An 18,354-nucleotide genomic window follows, 5' to 3' on the forward strand; every position below is an offset into this window, starting at 1 on the left:
TAACACGCACGCCAGCAGCGGAGCGGCTGAAACTCCCTGCCGCCTGGCGGGCGGAACCCGCTCAGTCCCGCCTGCACAGCAGGCCAACTCGCTGGCGGGCGAAACCCGCTCAGAGCCTGTTCGCGTAGCAGACTTAAGCCGCCTGGCGGGCAGAACCCGCTCAGCGCCCGCCTGCGCACCAGGCAAAAAAAACGGGGCCGAAGCCCCGTTGATCTTATTTAGCTCGCCAGCGACAGGCTAGGCTTCTGGCTGTGCGTCGCCAGCCACTCCGCCACGCGCGCCTGCTGCGCTTCGTTCAGCCACATCCCTTGCTTGGTGCGGCGCCAGATCGCGTCATCCAGCTCGCGCACCCACTCGTTCTGCACCAGATAGCGCAGCTCGGCTTCATAAAAGTCGTGACCGAAGTTTTCGCCCAGATCCTCAAGGCGCGTCGCGCCGTCGAGCAGCGTCTCGGTGCTGCTGCCGTAGGTGCGGGCGAAGTGACGCGCCATACCTTCGGTGATAAACGGATAACGACGACGCAGGCTGGCGGCGTAATCTTCACGCGTACCGGCGATATCGCCGCCCGGCAGCACGCAGTTTTTCGTCCATGCCGGACCAGCATTGGGGAAATACTTCGTCAGCTTCTCCAGCGCATGCTCCGCCAGCTTACGGTAGGTGGTCAGCTTGCCGCCAAACACCGACAGCAGCGGCGCCTGGCCGTTGTCGTCGCGCACGTCCAGCGTATAGTCGCGGGTAATCGCCTGCGGCGAATCGGACTCGTCGTCGCATAGTGGACGCACGCCAGAGTAGCTCCAGACCACATCGTCACGCACCAGCGGCTTTTTAAATTGGCTGTTGTAAATTTTAAGCAGGTAGTCGATTTCGCTGTCGTCGATTTTGACGTTCTTCGGATCGCCTTTGTACTCGACGTCGGTGGTGCCGATAATCGAGAAGTCATCCATCCAGGGAATAACGAACACGATACGGTTGTCTTCGTTCTGCAGGATGTAGGACTGCTTCTCGTTATGCACGCGCGGCACCACGATATGGCTGCCTTTAATCAGGCGGATGCCGTACGGGGATTTCAGCTTCAGGCCGTCGTCAAACAGCTGTTTTACCCACGGACCTGCCGCGTTCACCAGCGCTTTGGCGCGCCAGGTATAAGTTTTGCCGCTGTCGACATCTTCCGCTTCCACCATCCACAGGCCGCTTTCGCGCCAGGCGCGCGTCACGCGGGTGCGGGTGCGGACGTCGCCGCCGCGCTTCACTACTTCCTGCGCGTTCAGTACCACCAGACGGGCATCGTCTACCCAGCAGTCGGAATATTCGAATCCGCGCGTGATTTCCGGCTTGAGGGCCGAATCCGCGCCAAAACGCAGGCTCTTACTGCCCGGCAGGCTGGTGCGCTTGCCCAGGTGATCGTATAAAAACAGGCCAGCGCGAATCATCCATGCCGGGCGCAGATGCGGACGGTGCGGCAGGCGGAAGCGCATCGGGAAAGCGATATGCGGCGCCATCTTCAGCAGCACCTCGCGCTCGGCCAGCGCTTCGCTGACCAGACGGAATTCATAGTGTTCGAGGTAGCGCAGGCCGCCGTGAATCAGCTTTGAACTGGCGGAAGAGGTCGCGCAAGCCAGGTCCCGCGCCTCCAGCATCAGCACTGACAGGCCGCGTCCTGCAGCGTCTGCTGCAATGCCGGCACCGTTGATGCCGCCGCCGATCACGATCAGGTCTTTGGTTTCCACGTCATCTCCTCCGATGTTCGGAATAGTTCATTAATGTTCGTTTTCGAGCATAATCATAATCGCAAACCAACATTGATGCCAGTGTTTAACGCGGTAAAAACATTTTTGCGTGATATAGCTAACATTCTTGTTGAGAAATAAATACAAACCCGGACGCTTTGTCAGGTTATTGGGGCTGCTTATCGGGTTACACTAGGCGGTAATTGTGTCGTCTTAACGAGAGAATCATGGAAACCTTCGAATGCATTAACGTTCAGCAGGCCAGCGAGCATCTGGCGCAAGGCGCGCAGCTGGTCGATATTCGCGATCCGCAGAGCTTCGCGCTCGGCCATGCGGAAAACGCGCTGCACCTCAGCAACGGCAACCTTAACGCCTTTCTGGCCAGCGCCAGCCGCGAGCTGCCGGTGCTGGTGATGTGCTACCACGGCAACAGCAGCAAAGGCGCCGCGCAATATCTGCTGAGCCAGGGCTTTAGCGCCGCCTACAGTATCGACGGCGGCTTCGACGCCTGGCGCGCCGCGTTTCCGACCCAGGTTGTCGCCGGCGGCGAGTGAGCCGCGCCCGATGAACAAGGAGAGTGATTAATGGTGCGCATTACCCAGTTTAATAACCCGCGCATGGCGCAGGCGTTCGTCGACTATATGGCGACGCGCGGCGTCGCGCTGCGCATCGAACAGGATGGTCATTACGTTATTCTGCTCGATGACGAGAGCCGACTTGAAATGGTCGAAAACGAACTTCAGCAGTTCGTGCGCCAGCCGGACCATCCTCGCTATCAGGCCGCAAGCTGGCATACCGGCGACACCAAAAGCGGCCTGCGCTACGAGCGCAGCAACCTGTGGGGCAATATTCGCGATCGCGCCGGTCCGCTCACCATGACCGTGCTTTTTGCCTGTATCGCGGTGTTTATCCTGATGCAGATTTTTGGCGATCAGACGGTGCTGCTGTGGCTAAGCTGGCCGGACGGCCCAGGCCAGTATCTCCAGGTATGGCGCTGGTTCAGCCATGCGCTGCTGCACTTTTCGCTGCTGCATATCCTGTTTAACCTGATGTGGTGGTGGTATCTCGGCGGCGCGGTGGAGAAGCGTCTCGGCAGCGGCAAGCTGTTTGTGATTATGCTGATCTCGGCGCTGCTCAGCGGCTTCGTACAGGCGAAATTTAGCGGCATCTGGTTCGGCGGTATGTCGGGCGTGGTCTATGCGCTGATGGGCTACTGCTGGCTGCGCGGCGAGCGCGACCCTGAGAGCGGCGTCTATCTGGAACGCGGACTGATTGGTTTTGCTATCGTGTGGCTGGTAATCGGCTGGTATGGCGCGTTCGGGCTCGCTATCGCCAACGGCGCTCACGTCGCCGGTCTGCTGGTCGGGCTGGCGATGGCGTTTGTCGATACCCGTGCAGTGCGGCGCCGTTAGCGCCGGATAAGAAAAGAAAACAGGAGAGTAATGTGAAGCAGACGCAACGTCATGACGCCATTATCGATCTGGTCCGGCGTCAGGGATATGTCAGTACCGAAGAGCTGGTAGAACATTTTGAGGTAAGCCCGCAAACCATCCGCCGCGATCTCAACGACCTCGCCGATCAGAATAAAATTCAGCGTCATCACGGCGGCGCGGCGCTGCCTTCCAGCTCTGAAAATACCGCCTGGCAGGAACGTAAGATGATGTGGTCGGCGGAGAAAGCGCGCATCGCCGAACGCGTCGCCAGCGAAATTCCAGACGGCGCGACCTTATTTATCGATATCGGCACCACGCCAGAAGCGGTGGCCTATGCGCTGCTGAATCATAAAAATCTGCGCGTGGTGACCAACAATATCAACGTGGCGACGCTGCTGATGTGCAAGCCCGATTTTCGGCTGATTATTGCAGGCGGCGAGGTGCGCACGCGCGACGGCGGCATTATGGGCGAAGCGACGCTCGACTTTATCTCTCAGTTCCGCCTCGATTACGGCATTCTCGGCATTAGCGGCATCGATATGGACGGGTCGCTGCTGGAGTTCGACTACCACGAGGTGCGCACCAAGCGCGCCATTATCGAAAACTCACGCTGCGTGATGCTGGTGGTCGACCATTCGAAATTCGGCCGCAACGCGATGGTGAATCTCGGCAATATGGGGCTGATCGACCAGCTTTATACCGACAAGCAGCCGCCCGCCAGCATTATGAAGGTGATCGAGCAGCATGAGGTGCAACTCGAACTCTGCTGATTAAGCAGCTTTAGTCCCTGAGCTGTCGCGAGCGTTATCGCCTTAACCTGGGCTGTATCGCTCGCCTCTTTCCTTGCCAGCCAGCCTTTTTCTTTGTTTCCTGTCGATTTTTTCCCCACTGCCGTCTTTACTTAATGCTCAGTTTGCCTGTGCGCAGACGTTCATCACACCGCAACTCAACGGCTTTGGATCAAGACGCTAAGGGGACAGCATGAAAGAGAGCGCACTGGATCGCGCGGCAGTCGCCGCCGGAATCTCCCTGACCTATACCAACGCCAAAGGCGAACCGGAAGCGATCGGCGACGAAACCAAAACGGCGCTGCTCGCGGTAATGGGCGATGCTCAAAAAGAGAAGGGCGCGCCGCTGCCGCCGGTGCAGGTTTTTAGCGGCGGCGCGGCGCGCCAGCTTAATCCGGAAGGGCGCGGCCGCTATCAGTGGCGGCTGCACAGCGAAAAGGGCCGCGAGTTTAGCGGCGAACTGGAGGCAGGCCAGCCTTTTATGCTGCCTTCGCCGCTCGGACATGGCTATCACCAGCTGACGCTGAGCAAGGGCAAGAAAGAGTGGCAGACGCGCATTATCCTGACGCCGCGCCGCTGCTGGCTGCCGGCACCGCTGCGCAATGGCGAGAAGCGCTGGGGGGCGCTGGTGCAGCTCTATACCGTGCGCTCCGCCGATAACTGGGGCATCGGCGATTTCGGCGATCTGCAGCAGCTTCTGGAGCAGGTGTCGCAGCAGGGCGGCGACTTTGTCGGGCTTAATCCGCTGCACGCGCTCTACCCCGCGACGCCCGATTTTGCCAGCCCTTACAGCCCCTCGTCGCGCCGTTGGCTGAACATTATCTATATCAGCGTGGCGCAGCTGGAGGATTTCCAGCAGAGCGCGGCGGCGCAAAAGTGGTGGAAAGCGGCGAAAACCCAGCGCGCGCTGGCAAAAGCGCGCGAGAGCGAATTTGTCGATTACGCCACGGTGATGGCGCTGAAGCTTGCCGCGCTGCGTCACGCCTGGGCGCAGTTCAGCCTGCGCGCGGAAGATGACGCGCAGCGGCAGGCGTTCGCCGCGTTTGTAAGCGACGGCGGTGACAGCCTGCGCTATCAGGCGGCCTACGATGGCCTGCAGGCGGAGCGCCGCGCCGAAGATGCGGACGCCTGGGGTTGGCCGGCCTGGCCGGAAAGCTGGCGCAACAGCCAGTCGCCTGAGGTACAGCGCTGGTGCGAAACCCACGAAGAGGAGATCGCCTTCTGGCAGTGGCTGCAGTGGCTGGCGCAAAACCAGTTCGCCGAGTGCTGGGCGCGCAGCCAGGCGCTGAAGATGACGGTGGGGCTCTATCGCGATCTGGCGGTAGGCGTGGCGGAGGGCAGCGCGGAGACCTGGCACGATCCTGAGCTCTATCGGCTGGAAGCGTCGGTCGGCGCGCCGCCGGATCGCCTCGGACCGCTGGGACAGAACTGGGGCCTGCCGCCGATGGATCCGCACGTGATGCGCGCGCGTGGCTATCAGCCTTTTATCGACATGCTGCGCGCCAATATGCGTGACTGCGGCGCGCTGCGCATCGATCACGTGATGGCGCTGCTGCGGCTATGGTGGGTGCCGAAAGGGGAGACCGCCGATAAAGGCGCCTACGTCAGCTATCCGGTGCATGATCTGCTGGGCATTCTGGCGCTGGAGAGCCAGCGGCATCGCTGCATGGTTATCGGCGAAGATCTCGGCACGGTACCGCCGGAAATCGTCGGCCTGCTGCGCGCCAGCGGCGTTTTCTCATGGAAGGTGATGTGGTTCGAGCAGCAGCGCGACGGCAGCTATCGCCTGCCCGGCGACTATCCGCGTCAGTCGATCGCCAGCGCCAGCACGCACGATCTGCCGACGCTAACCGGCTTCTGGAACGCGGGCGATTTCGCGCTGGGAGAAAAGCTCAAGCTCTATCCCGGCAAAGAGGTGCTGCAGTCGCTGCATGAACAGCGAGCGAAACAGAAACAGGCGCTGCTGGATGCGCTGCATCAGGCGGGCGCGATGCCGGCGCGCAGCGCGCGTCAGGCGGACAAGCTGGCGATGACGCCCGCGCTTAATCTGGCGATGCATAAGTTTCTCGCCGCGACCGGCAGCGCGCTGCTGGGGCTGCAGCCTGAAGACTGGATAGGGATGACTACGCCGGTGAACGTGCCCGGCACCGTCGATCAATATCCCAACTGGCGACGCAAGCTGGCGCAGCCGCTGGAGACGATCTTTACGGATAAAGCGGTGACGAAGCTATTGAAGGCGGTGAGTCAGACGCGCAAAGGGGAGTAGCGAACGGCGCGCGACAGTCGCTGACTGTCGCGCGCAGGGCGATTAGTAGTAGGAGTGTTCGCCGCGCTGGTGCTCGGTGAGATCGCGCACGCCTTTCAGGTCCGGGAAAGCGGCCAGCAGCTCTTTCTCGATGCCGTCTTTCAGGGTGACGTCGATCATCGAGCAGCCGTTACAGCCGCCGCCGAACTGCAGGATGGCGAAACCGTCGTCGGTAATCTCCATCAGCGACACGCGACCGCCGTGACCGGCCAGCTGCGGGTTGATCTGCGCCTGCAGCAGATACTCGACGCGCTCCGCCAGCGGCGCGTCGTCAGAGACTTTACGCATTTTGGCGTTCGGCGCTTTCAGCGTCAGCTGCGAACCGAGATTGTCGGTGACGAAGTCGATTTCAGCGTCTTCGAGGTAGGGCGCGCTCAGTTCGTCAACGTAGGCTGAAAGCTTCTCGAACTTCAGCTCCGTGTCGGTCGCTTCTACCGCGTCTGGCGGGCAGTAAGAGACGCCGCACTCGGCGGTTGGCGTACCCGGGTTAATGACGAATACGCGAATCTGGGTGCCATCTTCCTGTTTTGATAGCAGTTTAGAGAAGTGCTCCTGGGCAGAGTCTGTAATTCGGATCATGGCAATTGCTCAATAGTTGACTAATTTAGTTGGTTATAATACGCCCATCACCGACGCTCTACAAGGTACGGCACAGGCACCAGATTTGTACGCTGGCCGCGCCATGCGCCAGCAAAATGCGGCTGATCTCTCCCACGGTATGACCCGTTGTCACCACATCATCTATTAGCGCGATATGGCGCCCGCGCACGGCGATTTCAAGGCGGAAGGCGCCGCGCACGTTGCCGCGACGCTGTGAGGCGCGCAGTCGGTGCTGCAGCGCGCCGCGCCGCCTGCGGCGGACGCCGTCGCGAAATTCGCAGCCCAGCCAGCGCGCCAGCGGCTGCGCCAGCAGCGCCGCCTGATTGTAGCCGCGTCGGCAGGCGCGGCTTTTATGCAGCGGCACGCACAGCAGCAAATCCGGGCGCATCAGCCCGCGTGTGCGGTGAGCGTTTAGCCAGCTTAGCAAAAGCAGACGCGCCAGCATCACCCTGAGTGCGGTTATGCGGCAAAACTTCAGCTGATGCACCCAGCGGCGCAGCGGCGGCTGATAGCCGCTGACGCAGACCAGCGCCTGCCAGGCGGGCGGCGAACGCAGACAGCGGCCGCAGGCGACGCGGGGAGATCCGGCCGGCAGGCCGCAGCGCGGACAGAGGATCGGCAGCGGCGGCAGGGCGCGCAGGCAGACGCTGCATAATCCATGCGCCGCGACGCGCAGCGGCAGCTGGCATAGCCAACAGAGGGTGGGCATTGGTAGCATAGCGGCCTCCTTAACCTTTTTACGGGATAGTAACTGATGACCTCGCTTTACTGGCGCACCTGCGGAGAAGGGAATGTGGATCTTGTGCTGCTGCACGGATGGGGCCTGAACGCCGAGGTGTGGCAAAGCATCGTGCCGCGACTCAGCCCCCATTTTCGCCTGCACCTGGTCGATCTGCCGGGCTATGGCCGCAGTCAGGCGTTCGGCGCGCTTTCGCTGGCGGAGATGGCGCAGCGGCTGCTGCCGCATTTACCGCCGCGCGCGCTGCTGCTGGGCTGGTCGCTGGGCGGGCTGGTGGCGACCGAACTGGCGCTGCGCGCGCCGCAGCAGATAGCGGGAGTGATCAGCGTCGCCTCTTCGCCCTGTTTTACCGCTGGCGAGGAGTGGCCAGGCATCAAGCCGGAGACCCTGGCGACCTTTCGCGCGCAGCTTAACAGCGATTTCCAGCGCACCGTCGAGCGCTTCCTGGCGCTGCAGACGCTGGGCACCGACAGCGCGCGGCAGGATGCGCGCCGCTTAAAAGAGGTGGTGCTGGCGCAGCCGATACCGCCGGTGGTGGTGCTGGATAGTGGGCTGGCAATCCTGCGCGAGGTCGATCTGCGCGATCGGCTGCCGCGCATCGAAATGCCGTTTTTACGTCTCTATGGCGCGCTGGACGGTCTGGTACCGCGTCGTATCGCCTCATTGCTCGACGCCGCGCTGCCCGCTTCGCCTTCCATAGTGATGGAAAAAGCCGCGCACGCGCCCTTTATTTCGCACCCGGACGCCTTCTGCCAGCATATTCTTGATTTCAGACAGGAGTTTTGCCGTTAAACCGGCCGCTAAGCTGGCAATTTTCTCATCAGCGACAATACTTTTCGGGTAGGCATGGCCGCTTAATGATGTGAATTATCCAGGGAGAGGATGATGCCGTTCCATCTCGCCTGACGCATCCGGCGTCTGCTTACATCTCACATAACGGAAATGAATGAGGGGTACTGTAATGAAGGTGATGAAATGGGTTGTAGCTTCAATGGTAATGGGCGCAGTGTCGTTTTCGGCGGTTGCGGCCAAGGAAGTGACCAAAGAAGAAGTGAAAAAAATGAATCTTCAGAAGATCGGTACGGTGAACACCACGGCGGAAACCACCTCGCCAATGGACGCCAAACGCGAACTTTCTAAACAGGCTGATGAAAAAGGAGGAAAATACTTCCTGGTGATCGCGGGCCGTGAACACGGTAAATTCAGCGCCACCGCGGAAGTCTACAAGTAATCAGCTACGCAGCCAGACAAACTGCCAGGCATCCAGCGTAAGTGGCTGGGTGCCATCAATTTTCCTCTCTGTGATCACATCCTGAAAAAGCCGCGCCTCTGGCAGCTTCGCCTCCACCGTTTTTGCGCTCAGATTAAACACGCACAGCAGGCCGCCATCTTCCTGCTGCGGATCGTGACGCCTCAGCACCAGTAGCGCGTTGTCGCTGTCGTAGAGCCTCATCGGATTATCGGGATGAAAAGCGGGCTGGCGCGTGCGCAGCTGGATGAGCCGACTGAGACGGGTATAGATGGCATGGCGCAGGCTGTCGCCGTCCGCCAGCGCCGCTTCAATCATCTTCAGGTCGAACTTCTGGCGGTTGATGGCGCGATTGTGACCTGCGGCTTTTACGCCCTCGTAGTCGTTGCGCGAGCCGAGGATGCTCTGAATATAGATAGCGGGCACGCCGGGGAAGGCCAGCAGAATCGCGTGCGCCAGCAGGAAACGGCGCAGGCGCGTATCGTCGTCGTCGTTCTGATGATTCAGGGCGTCGAGATAGGTGACGTTGATCTCATAGGGGCTGGTGGTGCCGTCGGGATTGTTTTTATAGGAGACCAACGCGCCCTCCAGCGCCAGGTCGCGCACCAACGCCACAATCTCCACCTCGGAGAGAATGCCGCGCGCCGGATTAAGCCCGATGCCGTCGTGCGACGCGAGAAAGTTAAAGAAGGTGGTGCCGCCTTTGCCGGGCTCCAGCGCGCCCGCCCACTGGCGCAGCGCGCGTCCGGAGCCGGAATGGATGGCGTGCAGCACCAGCGGCGGCAGGGAAAACTGATAGACCATCTGCGCTTCGTCATGCCCGTCGCCGAAGTAGCTGACGTTGTCTTTATGCGGCACGTTGGTTTCCGTGATGATCACCGTGCCGGGCGCGACCAGGTCGGCAATGGCGCGGAACAACTTCACCAGCAAATGGGTTTTTTCCAGATGGATGCAGCGCGTGCCGGGCGTTTTCCACATATAGCCGACGGCGTCGAGGCGCACATAGTCCGCCCCTTTTTGCAGGTAGTCGAGCAGCACCTCCACCATGCGGATCAGCACCTCGGGATTGCCGAAGTTAAGATCGATCTGATCGGCGCTGAAGGTGGTCCAGATAAAGCGCATTTCGCCGTTCGCCATCTCGAACGGCGTCAGCAGCGGCGAGGTGCGCGGCCGCGTTACGCCGCTGAGATCGGTGGCGGGCGGCATGCTGATAAAGAAGTCGTCCCAGCCGGGATCGAGCGCCAGATAGTGTTTAAACCAGGCGCTGTGCGCCGACATGTGGTTGCAGACGAAGTCGAACATCAGGCGCGTTTCCTGATGCAGCCTGCCGACATCCGGCCAGTCGCCGCACAGCGGGTTGACCTGATGGTAATCGATGACGGAAAAGCCGTCGTCGGAGGAGTAGGGGAAAAAGGGCAGCAGATGCACCAGCGGAAAGGTGGACTGCAGATGCTGCTGGTAAAAGCGGGAGAAGCTTTGCAGCGTCGGCACCTCCGCTTCGCGGAACTGATCGGCGTAGGTGATCAGCACCACGTCCTGTTCGTCCCAGTGCGCCTTGCGCGGCAGCTTAGTCGCGTCGCGCGCGGCGGCGATATGGCTCAGCAGGCGCTCACGCGCCGCCTGAGGAAAGGTATCGGCATAGATTTTATCGAGCAGCGCTGTGATCGTTTCCATCGCGAATTGGGTGCCACGTCCCGGGTTGTTTTTTATGCAGGCGTGTTTTCAGCGTAGCGTTAAGAGAGGGATTTTCAACTTTACAGAGGAGGTTACGCGCGCCCGACCCAGAATAAGTCGGGCGCGTGCAGGGTTTAGCGTTTTTTGCCGAACGCCGCCGCCAGCGCATCGCCCATCGCGCTGTTGCCTGCGGGCTGGCTGTTCTGACGCGCGCGCGGCTTCGCGCCGCCGGCCGGACGCGTACCGTCGCGCGGCGCGCTGCGGGCGCTGCTGCGCGCGCTGCTGTCGCCTGGCTGCTCATCCAGACGCATGGTGAGCGCGATACGTTTGCGCGGCAGATCGACCTCCAGCACTTTCACCTTCACGATATCGCCCGCTTTCACCACCTGATGCGGATCCTCGACAAATTTGTCCGAGAGCGAGGAGATATGCACCAGGCCATCCTGATGCACGCCGATATCGACAAAGGCGCCGAAGTTGGTGACGTTGGTCACCGCGCCTTCCAGCACCATGCCCGGCAGCAGATCGTTAAGGGTTTCGACCCCTTCGGCGAACTGCGCGGTTTTAAACTCAGGGCGCGGGTCGCGGCCCGGTTTTTCCAGCTCTTTGATAATGTCGGTGACGGTCGGCAGACCGAAGCGCTCGTCGGTAAAGTCGACCGCCTTAACGTTGCGCAGGCTGGTAGGGTTGCCCATCAGATCCTGTAACGCCTGCTCGGTCGCCGCCAGGATACGCTCCACCACCGGGTAGGCTTCCGGGTGCACCGTCGAGGCGTCGAGCGGGTTGTCGCCGTGGTTGATGCGCAGGAAGCCCGCGCACTGTTCAAAGGCTTTGGGGCCGAGACGGCTCACCTTGAGCAGCTGCTGGCGATTCTGGAAGCGGCCGTTTTCGTCACGCCAGCTCACGATATTCTGCGCCATCATGCGCGTCAGACCGGCGACGCGCGTCAGCAGCGGCACCGAGGCGGTATTGAGATCGACGCCGACCGCGTTGACGCAGTCTTCCACCACCGCGTCCAGCTTCTTCGCCAGCTGGCTCTGACTGACGTCATGCTGATACTGGCCGACGCCGATCGATTTCGGATCGATTTTCACCAGCTCCGCCAGCGGATCCTGCAGGCGTCGCGCGATAGAGACCGCGCCGCGCAGCGAGACGTCGAGGTTCGGAAACTCCAGCGCCGCCAGCTCCGAGGCGGAATAGACCGAAGCGCCCGCTTCGCTGACGATCACTTTCTGTGCGGTAACGTGCGGATACTGTTTCTGTACTTCCAGGAAGAAGCGCTCTGTCTCGCGCGAGGCGGTGCCGTTGCCGATCGCCACCAGCTCAACCTGATGTTTCGCGCAGAGCGCGGCGACCACGGTAGCGGCTTTGGCCGCCTGGCCGGTATGCGGATAGATGGTATCGGTCGCGACCAGCTTGCCGGTGGCGTCCACTACCGCGACCTTCACGCCGGTACGCAGGCCGGGATCGAGGCCCATCGTAGCGCGCATGCCCGCCGGCGCCGCCATCAGCAGATCGTGCAGGTTGCGGGCGAACACGTTGATCGCTTCGTCTTCGGCGCGCTCGCGCACCGTGCCCATCAGCTCCGTCTCCAGATGCAGCATCACCTTGATGCGCCAGGTCCAGCTCACCACCGCCTTGCGCCAGGCGTCGGCGGGCGCGCCGTTGAGGCGCAGGTTAAGATGCTCGGCGATCAGCGTTTCGCCGTAGCTTTCGCGCGGCGGCTCGTCGAACTGTGGATCGGCGTTCAGGGAGAGCTGCAGCACGCCTTCGTTACGGCCGCGCAGCATCGCCAGCGCGCGGTGCGACGGCACGCTGTGCAGCGCTTCGTGATGATCGAAGTAGTCGCGGAATTTAGCCCCTTCCTGCTCTTTGCCTTCCACCACGCGCGACACCAGATGTGCGTTTTTCCACAGGTAGTCGCGCACCTTCGCCAGCAGCGCGGCGTCTTCGGCGAAGCGCTCCATCAGGATATAGCGTGCGCCGTCCAGCGCGGCGCGCACGTCGGCGACGCCTTTATCGGCATCGACATACTGCGCGGCCAGCTGTTCGGGATCCTGCGACGCGTCCTGCCACAGGCTCTCGGCCAGCGGCTCCAGACCGGCTTCAATGGCGATCTGGCCGCGGGTGCGGCGCTTGACTTTATAGGGCAGGTAGAGGTCTTCGAGTTCGGTTTTGTTCAGCGTGGCGTTAATGGCGCTGGCGAGTTCGTCGGTGAGTTTGCCCTGATCGTTAATGGACTTCAGAATCGACTGGCGGCGATCTTCCAGTTCGCGCAGGTAGCCGAGACGCGTCTCCAGCTGGCGCAGTTGGGTGTCGTCCAGACCGCCGGTCACCTCTTTACGATAGCGTGCGATAAACGGCACGGTGTTCCCTTCGTCCAGCAGACGCACGGCGGCTTCAACTTGCTCCGCACGCGCCTGCAGCTCACTGGCAATAATGTGGCTGAGATCTTTCATCATCGATTCTGTCTTGCTTACAGGGTTAAAAAACAGGGGACAGTTATACGGACTGAAAAGTGAAATTGCCAGCGATGGGGCCGGCTTTCAGCGATATTCTGAATCAGGCGTCCGGATAGGAGATCTCGTTGACGTACCAGAGCGCGGGACCCAGCGGCGTCTCTACCGTCACGGCGTCGCCCGGCTCTTTTTTCAGCAGCGCGCGCGCCATCGGCGAGTCGATAGAGATGTAGTCTTTGCGGCCGAAAATCTCGTCGTAGCCGACGATGCGGAAACGTTTGACCTCGCCCTCGTCATTCTCTACCTCTACCCAGGCGCCGAAGAAGACTTTGCCGTCCTGCTGCGGCGAATAGTCGACGATGCGCAGCGACTCGAGGCTTTTTGTCAGATAACGTACGCGGCGATCGATTTCGCGCAGGCGTTTTTTGTTGTACTGGTAGTCGGCGTTTTCGCTGCGATCGCCGAGGCTGGCGGCCCAGGTCACTTTCTTCGTCACCTCGGGACGCTCTTCGCGCCAGAGATAGTCGAGCTCGGCCTTCAGCTTGTCAAAGCCTTCACGGGTGATCAGTCGGGTTTTCATGCGTAGCGACTCAGAAGCGGAAAAGCAGGCAGTGTAAAGCAAAGCAGGCGCGGCAAAAAAGAGTCGGGGAACAGGTTTTCAACGGTGAAAACCCTTTGTGTCGTTCCCCGGTGGCGAAAGGGGCAGGTTCAAAAAGAGAAAACGGCTTAAATCGTTATTTTCCCGCCACGGTTGAGGTGGTGGTTGAAGAGGAGGTGCCTTTGTCGCCGCCGCCAGCGGTCGCCAGCGCCACGCCGAGCAGCGCAGCTACGGCGCCGACGCCGATAGCGTTAGAGTTGCCCTGCGCGGTGGTCGACGCCTGCGCGCCGGCGGCCTCGCCGGTTGCGGTCGCCGCTAAAGCCGGATTCAGAACGAGGGTGGCCAGCGCACCCAGCACTAACAACGTTTTTTTCATTATTGCTTTCCCTGTAGTGAAGCGAGTGGAAGCAGTGTGGTGCAATTCACATAAGGCGGAAAGATAGCTTTACTAATTGATTTATCGGGCTTTATTTTTGAGTGGTCTGAATCACGGTAAAAATGGCGCAAATCCGAGAGAAGCCTGCGGCACGGCGCGTAAAGGCTGATATTTTATGCTGTCGGCCAGCTGAGTTGACTGGAATCGCGGCCGCTACGTCAGGCGACGAATGGCGCTAAAGTCAAATTGCGCGTTAACTGGTTGATCTGCAAGTTTGATTAATCCAGGGCGCGATTTTGCGGCCGCCGATGGCGAGAAAAAACGCCCGACTTTCAGATTTGCCGTAACGGTGACAAACGCCGCTTAAGAATGTGATTTTGCCCGGAAGGCAGCGATAAAATTAAAGATAAGCTCCTGTTTAATATGCTTTGTAACAATTTCGGCTAGAATATAAACCATTAATGACTGTCACAGACAGACAACTTTTTTTAACAATATCGGCTCAGGCAATGGCGCCTTTGGGAGTAGAAAATGCAAGAGAACTACAAAATTCTGGTCGTTGATGACGATATGCGTTTGCGTGCGCTGCTGGAACGCTATCTCACCGAGCAGGGCTTTCAGGTGCGCAGCGTCGCCAACGCCGAGCAGATGGATCGTCTGCTGACCCGTGAATCCTTTCATCTGATGGTGCTGGATCTGATGCTGCCGGGCGAAGACGGCCTGTCGATTTGCCGTCGTCTGCGCAGCCAGAGCAACCCGATGCCGATCATTATGGTGACGGCGAAAGGCGAAGAGGTCGATCGTATCGTTGGGCTGGAGATCGGCGCCGACGACTATATTCCGAAGCCGTTCAACCCGCGCGAGCTGCTGGCGCGCATTCGCGCCGTGCTGCGTCGTCAGGCCAACGAGCTACCGGGCGCCCCTTCGCAGGAAGAGGCGGTAATCGCATTCGGCAAGTTCAAGCTGAATCTCGGCACGCGCGAAATGTTCCGCGAAGATGAGCCGATGCCGCTCACCAGCGGCGAGTTCGCGGTGCTGAAGGCGCTGGTCAGCCATCCGCGCGAACCGCTGTCGCGCGACAAGCTGATGAACCTGGCGCGCGGACGCGAATACAGCGCGATGGAGCGTTCCATCGACGTGCAGATCTCGCGCCTGCGCCGCATGGTGGAAGAAGATCCGGCGCATCCGCGCTATATCCAGACGGTCTGGGGCCTGGGCTACGTATTCGTGCCGGACGGTTCTAAAGCATGAGGCGACTGCGCTTCTCGCCTCGCAGCTCGTTTGCCCGCACCCTGCTGTTGATCGTGACCCTGCTGTTCGTCAGCCTGGTGACGACCTATCTGGTGGTGCTCAACTTCGCCATTCTTCCCAGCCTGCAGCAGTTCAACAAGGTGCTGGCGTATGAAGTGCGCATGTTGATGACCGACCGGCTGCAGCTGGAAGACGGCACGCAGCTGGAAGTGCCGCCCGCGTTTCGCCGCGAGATCTACCGCGAGCTGGGGATTTCGCTGTATACCAACGCGGCAGCTGAAGAGAGCGGGTTGCGCTGGGCGCAGCACTATGAATTCCTGAGCGAGCAGATGGGCCAGCAGCTTGGTGGGCCGACCGACGTGCGCGTCGAGGTCAATAAAAACTCGCCGGTGGTGTGGCTGAAAACCTGGCTGTCGCCTGACATCTGGGTGCGCGTGCCGCTAACCGAAATTCATCAGGGCGACTTCTCACCGCTGTTCCGCTACACGCTGGCGATTATGCTGCTGGCGATTGGCGGCGCCTGGCTGTTTATCCGCATTCAGAACCGGCCGCTGGTGGATCTGGAGCACGCGGCGCTGCAGGTCGGTAAGGGCATTATTCCGCCGCCGCTGCGCGAGTATGGCGCCTCGGAGGTGCGTTCGGTGACGCGCGCCTTTAACCAGATGGCCTCCGGCGTTAAGCAGCTGGCGGACGACCGCACGCTGTTGATGGCGGGCGTCAGCCACGATCTGCGCACGCCGCTGACGCGCATTCGTCTCGCTACCGAGATGATGGGCGAGGAGGATGGCTATCTCGCCGAGTCGATCAATAAAGATATCGAAGAGTGCAACGCCATTATCGAGCAGTTCATCGACTATCTGCGCACCGGCCAGGAGATCCAGACCGAGCGCGCCGATCTCAACAGCGTGCTGGGCGAAGTGGTGGCGGCGGAAAGCGGCTACGAGCGCGAGATTGAGAACGCCGTGATGCCGGAAGAGCTGATGCTGGATATCAACCCGCTGTCGATCAAGCGCGCGGTGGCGAACCTGGTGGTGAACGCGGCGCGCTACGGCAACGGCTGGATCAAAGTAAGCAGCGGTCGTGAACTGCATCGCGCGTGGTTTCAGGTTGAGGATGACGGTCCAGGCATCAAGCCGGAACAGCTGACGCACCTGCTACAGCCCTTTGTACGCGGCGACAGCGCGCGCAGCACCAGCGGCACCGGCCTTGGGCTGGCGATTGTGCAGCGCATTATCGATGCGCATCAGGGATCGCTGGAAATTGGCGAGAGCGAGCGCGGCGGGTTGCGCATTCGCGCCTGGCTGCCGCTAACGGAGCAGAGTGCGCCGAGCAGCAACGGCGCGGCGCAGAGCTGAGCAGCAAGCGGGCGCGGCGATCGCCGCGCCCGAAGGCTTACAGTACCGGACCGGCTTTAACCAGCGCGGCGCCCGCCGCGTTGTCGGTATACTTCTCGAAGTTGGTGATGAAGCGCTGCGCCAGATCGCGCGCCGCTTCCAGCCACTTCTCCTCGCTATCCCAGCTGCTGCGCGGATCGAGCGTGGCGGCGTCGAGCTGACCCAGCGCTTTCGGCACCTGCAGGTTGAACACCGGCAGCGTCTCGGTTTCGGCGTCGTCCAGTTCGCCAGCCAGAATCGCGTTGATAATGGCGCGCGTATCCTTCAGCGAAATGCGTTTGCCGCTGCCGTTCCAGCCGGTATTGACCAGGTACGCCTGCGCGCCCGCGGCCTGCATGCGCTTCACCAGCACCTCGGCATACTGGGTCGGATGCAGCGTCAGGAACGCGGCGCCGAAGCAGGCTGAGAAGGTAGGCGTCGGCGCGGTCACGCCGCGCTCGGTGCCCGCCAGCTTGGCGGTAAAGCCGGAGAGGAAGTGATACTGCGTCTGCTCAGGCGTCAGGCGCGACACCGGCGGCAGCACGCCGAAAGCGTCGGCGGTCAGGAAAATCACTTTCTTCGCGTGGCCCGCTTTCGACACCGGACGCACGATATTGTCGATATGATCGATCGGGTAGGAGACGCGGGTGTTCTCGGTCTTGCTGTCGTCGTCATAATCGACGCTGCCATCTTCGCGCACCACGACGTTCTCCAGCAGCGCATTGCGGCGGATAGCGCGATAGATTTCCGGCTCCGCCTGCTCAGAGAGTTTGATGGTCTTGGCGTAGCAGCCGCCTTCAAAGTTGAAAACGCCGTCGTCGTCCCAGCCGTGCTCGTCGTCGCCAATCAGCTGGCGTTCCGGATCGGTGGAAAGCGTGGTTTTGCCGGTGCCGGACAGACCGAAGAATACCGCGACGTCGCCCGCTTTGCCGACGTTGGCCGAGCAGTGCATCGAGGCGATGCCGCGCAGCGGCAGCAGATAGTTCATCACCGCGAACAGCCCTTTCTTCATCTCGCCGCCGTACCAGGTGCCGCCGATCAGCTGCATCCCTTCGGTCAGGTTGAACGCCACGAAGTTTTCCGAGTGTAGCCCCTGCGCCTGCCAGTTGGGGTTGGTGCATTTCGCCCCGTTCAGCACCACAAAGTCAGGTTTAAAGGCGGCCAGCTCGCTTTCGCTCGGCTGAATAAACATGTTTTTGACGAAATGCGCCTGCCAGGCCACTTCGGTGACGAAGCGCACGCTGAGGCGTGAATCGGCATTGGCGCCGCAGAACGCGTCGACCACAAACAGACGCTTGCCGGAAAGCTGTTCGGTCACGCAGGCCTTCAGCTGCTGCCAGGTCTCCTGCGACAGCGGCTGGTTGTCGTTTTTGCCTGTTCCTTGATCGTTCCACCACAGCGTGTCGCGGGTGGTGTCGTCACGGACGATATATTTATCCTTAGGCGAGCGACCGGTAAAAATGCCGGTATCGACCGCCACTGCGCCGCTTTGCGTCAGGGTGCCGCGCGCATAACCTTCCAGCTCGGGACGGAGTTCTTCGGTAAACAGCGTATCGAAATCGGGGTTGTGGACCACTTCGGTGGTGCCCTCGATGCCCAAAGCGGCAAGATCTTGCGAGGTCAGGCCGGTAACGCGCATGTGACTGCTCCTTAAATCGTTTTGGTACTGCACAGGCGAATAGTTATAAGTGCCGCGCACGCCGCTCCCCTGCTGCTGGGCGGATGCACGATCGCGCGCAGTGTACTCTTCTGAGCCTGTGGGAAAAGCGTTGTCCGTCAGAA

General features: G+C 60.9%; 16 protein-coding genes. 8 read left to right on the top strand and 8 right to left on the bottom strand.

The genetic code is table 11. The annotated features are described in order from the left end of the window. Positions 1–218: 218 nt before the first annotated feature. On the bottom strand, positions 219–1,727 hold the full coding sequence (gene glpD / locus B3229_RS03845) for a glycerol-3-phosphate dehydrogenase (RefSeq protein WP_048785944.1): 1,509 nt from the start codon (positions 1,725–1,727) through the stop codon (positions 219–221). Between the two features lie 227 nt (positions 1,728–1,954). On the opposite strand from glpD, the gene glpE reads away from it, so the two are divergent. The 4 genes from glpE (at position 1,955) to malQ (ending at position 6,214) form a co-directional block, all read left to right on the top strand. Continuing rightward, entirely contained in the window at positions 1,955–2,281 is a 327-nt protein-coding gene (gene glpE / locus B3229_RS03850) for a thiosulfate sulfurtransferase GlpE (RefSeq protein ID WP_033753152.1), read from the top strand. A 33-nt stretch (positions 2,282–2,314) separates the two neighbouring features. After that, positions 2,315–3,139 (top strand): rhomboid family intramembrane serine protease GlpG, encoded by an 825-nt coding sequence (gene glpG / locus B3229_RS03855; RefSeq protein ID WP_286868911.1) that lies wholly within the window; start codon positions 2,315–2,317, stop codon positions 3,137–3,139. A 32-nt stretch (positions 3,140–3,171) separates the two neighbouring features. Then, positions 3,172–3,930 (top strand): DeoR/GlpR family transcriptional regulator, encoded by a 759-nt coding sequence (locus B3229_RS03860; RefSeq protein WP_033753150.1) that lies wholly within the window; start codon positions 3,172–3,174, stop codon positions 3,928–3,930. 211 nt (positions 3,931–4,141) lie between these two features. Beyond that, the gene (gene malQ / locus B3229_RS03865) at positions 4,142–6,214 is read left to right on the top strand and encodes a 4-alpha-glucanotransferase (protein WP_286868823.1); all 2,073 of its coding nucleotides are present in this window, start codon (positions 4,142–4,144) and stop codon (positions 6,212–6,214) included. A 42-nt stretch (positions 6,215–6,256) separates the two neighbouring features. Here the strand turns inward: malQ and nfuA are convergent, their stop codons facing one another. Next, on the bottom strand, positions 6,257–6,832 hold the full coding sequence (gene nfuA, locus B3229_RS03870) for a Fe-S biogenesis protein NfuA (RefSeq protein ID WP_033753146.1): 576 nt from the start codon (positions 6,830–6,832) through the stop codon (positions 6,257–6,259). Between the two features lie 58 nt (positions 6,833–6,890). Continuing rightward, positions 6,891–7,571, bottom strand: coding sequence for a DNA utilization protein GntX (gntX, locus tag B3229_RS03875; RefSeq protein ID WP_286868826.1), 681 nt, complete (start codon positions 7,569–7,571; stop codon positions 6,891–6,893). A gap of 36 nt (positions 7,572–7,607) precedes the next feature. Here gntX and bioH point away from each other — a divergent pair, with 36 nt between their 5' ends. Both bioH and B3229_RS03885 read left to right on the top strand, forming a co-directional pair. After that, complete coding sequence (bioH, locus tag B3229_RS03880) at positions 7,608–8,384, top strand: pimeloyl-ACP methyl ester esterase BioH (RefSeq protein WP_286868829.1); 777 nt, start codon at positions 7,608–7,610, stop codon at positions 8,382–8,384. A gap of 169 nt (positions 8,385–8,553) precedes the next feature. Next, the gene (locus B3229_RS03885; protein WP_033753138.1) at positions 8,554–8,823 is read left to right on the top strand and encodes a YdgH/BhsA/McbA-like domain containing protein; all 270 of its coding nucleotides are present in this window, start codon (positions 8,554–8,556) and stop codon (positions 8,821–8,823) included. On the opposite strand, the gene B3229_RS03890 is transcribed toward B3229_RS03885, so the two are convergent. The 4 genes from B3229_RS03890 to yjbE form a co-directional block, all read right to left on the bottom strand. After that, positions 8,824–10,515 (bottom strand): alpha-amylase family glycosyl hydrolase, encoded by a 1,692-nt coding sequence (locus B3229_RS03890; protein ID WP_286868832.1) that lies wholly within the window; start codon positions 10,513–10,515, stop codon positions 8,824–8,826. Between the two features lie 134 nt (positions 10,516–10,649). Further along, entirely contained in the window at positions 10,650–12,977 is a 2,328-nt protein-coding gene (locus B3229_RS03895; RefSeq protein ID WP_286868835.1) for a Tex family protein, read from the bottom strand. 100 nt (positions 12,978–13,077) lie between these two features. After that, positions 13,078–13,554, bottom strand: coding sequence for a transcription elongation factor GreB (greB, locus tag B3229_RS03900; protein WP_048781651.1), 477 nt, complete (start codon positions 13,552–13,554; stop codon positions 13,078–13,080). Positions 13,555–13,708: 154 nt separating this feature from the next. Next, positions 13,709–13,948 (bottom strand): exopolysaccharide production protein YjbE, encoded by a 240-nt coding sequence (gene yjbE / locus B3229_RS03905; RefSeq protein ID WP_033753126.1) that lies wholly within the window; start codon positions 13,946–13,948, stop codon positions 13,709–13,711. Positions 13,949–14,479: 531 nt separating this feature from the next. Here yjbE and ompR point away from each other — a divergent pair. Together ompR and envZ are read left to right on the top strand one after the other, a co-directional pair. After that, positions 14,480–15,199: a two-component system response regulator OmpR gene (gene ompR / locus B3229_RS03910; protein WP_001157751.1), complete on the top strand. Its 720-nt coding sequence runs from the start codon at positions 14,480–14,482 to the stop codon at positions 15,197–15,199. Then, complete coding sequence (envZ, locus tag B3229_RS03915) at positions 15,196–16,554, top strand: two-component system sensor histidine kinase EnvZ (RefSeq protein WP_033753116.1); 1,359 nt, start codon at positions 15,196–15,198, stop codon at positions 16,552–16,554. The genes ompR and envZ overlap by 4 nt, the downstream gene beginning before the upstream one ends. 37 nt (positions 16,555–16,591) lie before the next feature. On the opposite strand, the gene pckA is transcribed toward envZ, so the two are convergent. Next, on the bottom strand, positions 16,592–18,211 hold the full coding sequence (gene pckA / locus B3229_RS03920; protein WP_286868842.1) for a phosphoenolpyruvate carboxykinase (ATP): 1,620 nt from the start codon (positions 18,209–18,211) through the stop codon (positions 16,592–16,594). Positions 18,212–18,354: the final 143 nt, after the last annotated feature.

The sequence above is a fragment of the Pantoea sp. UBA5035 genome (assembly GCF_002415245.1).
GTDB lineage: Bacteria > Pseudomonadota > Gammaproteobacteria > Enterobacterales > Enterobacteriaceae > Pantoea > Pantoea septica.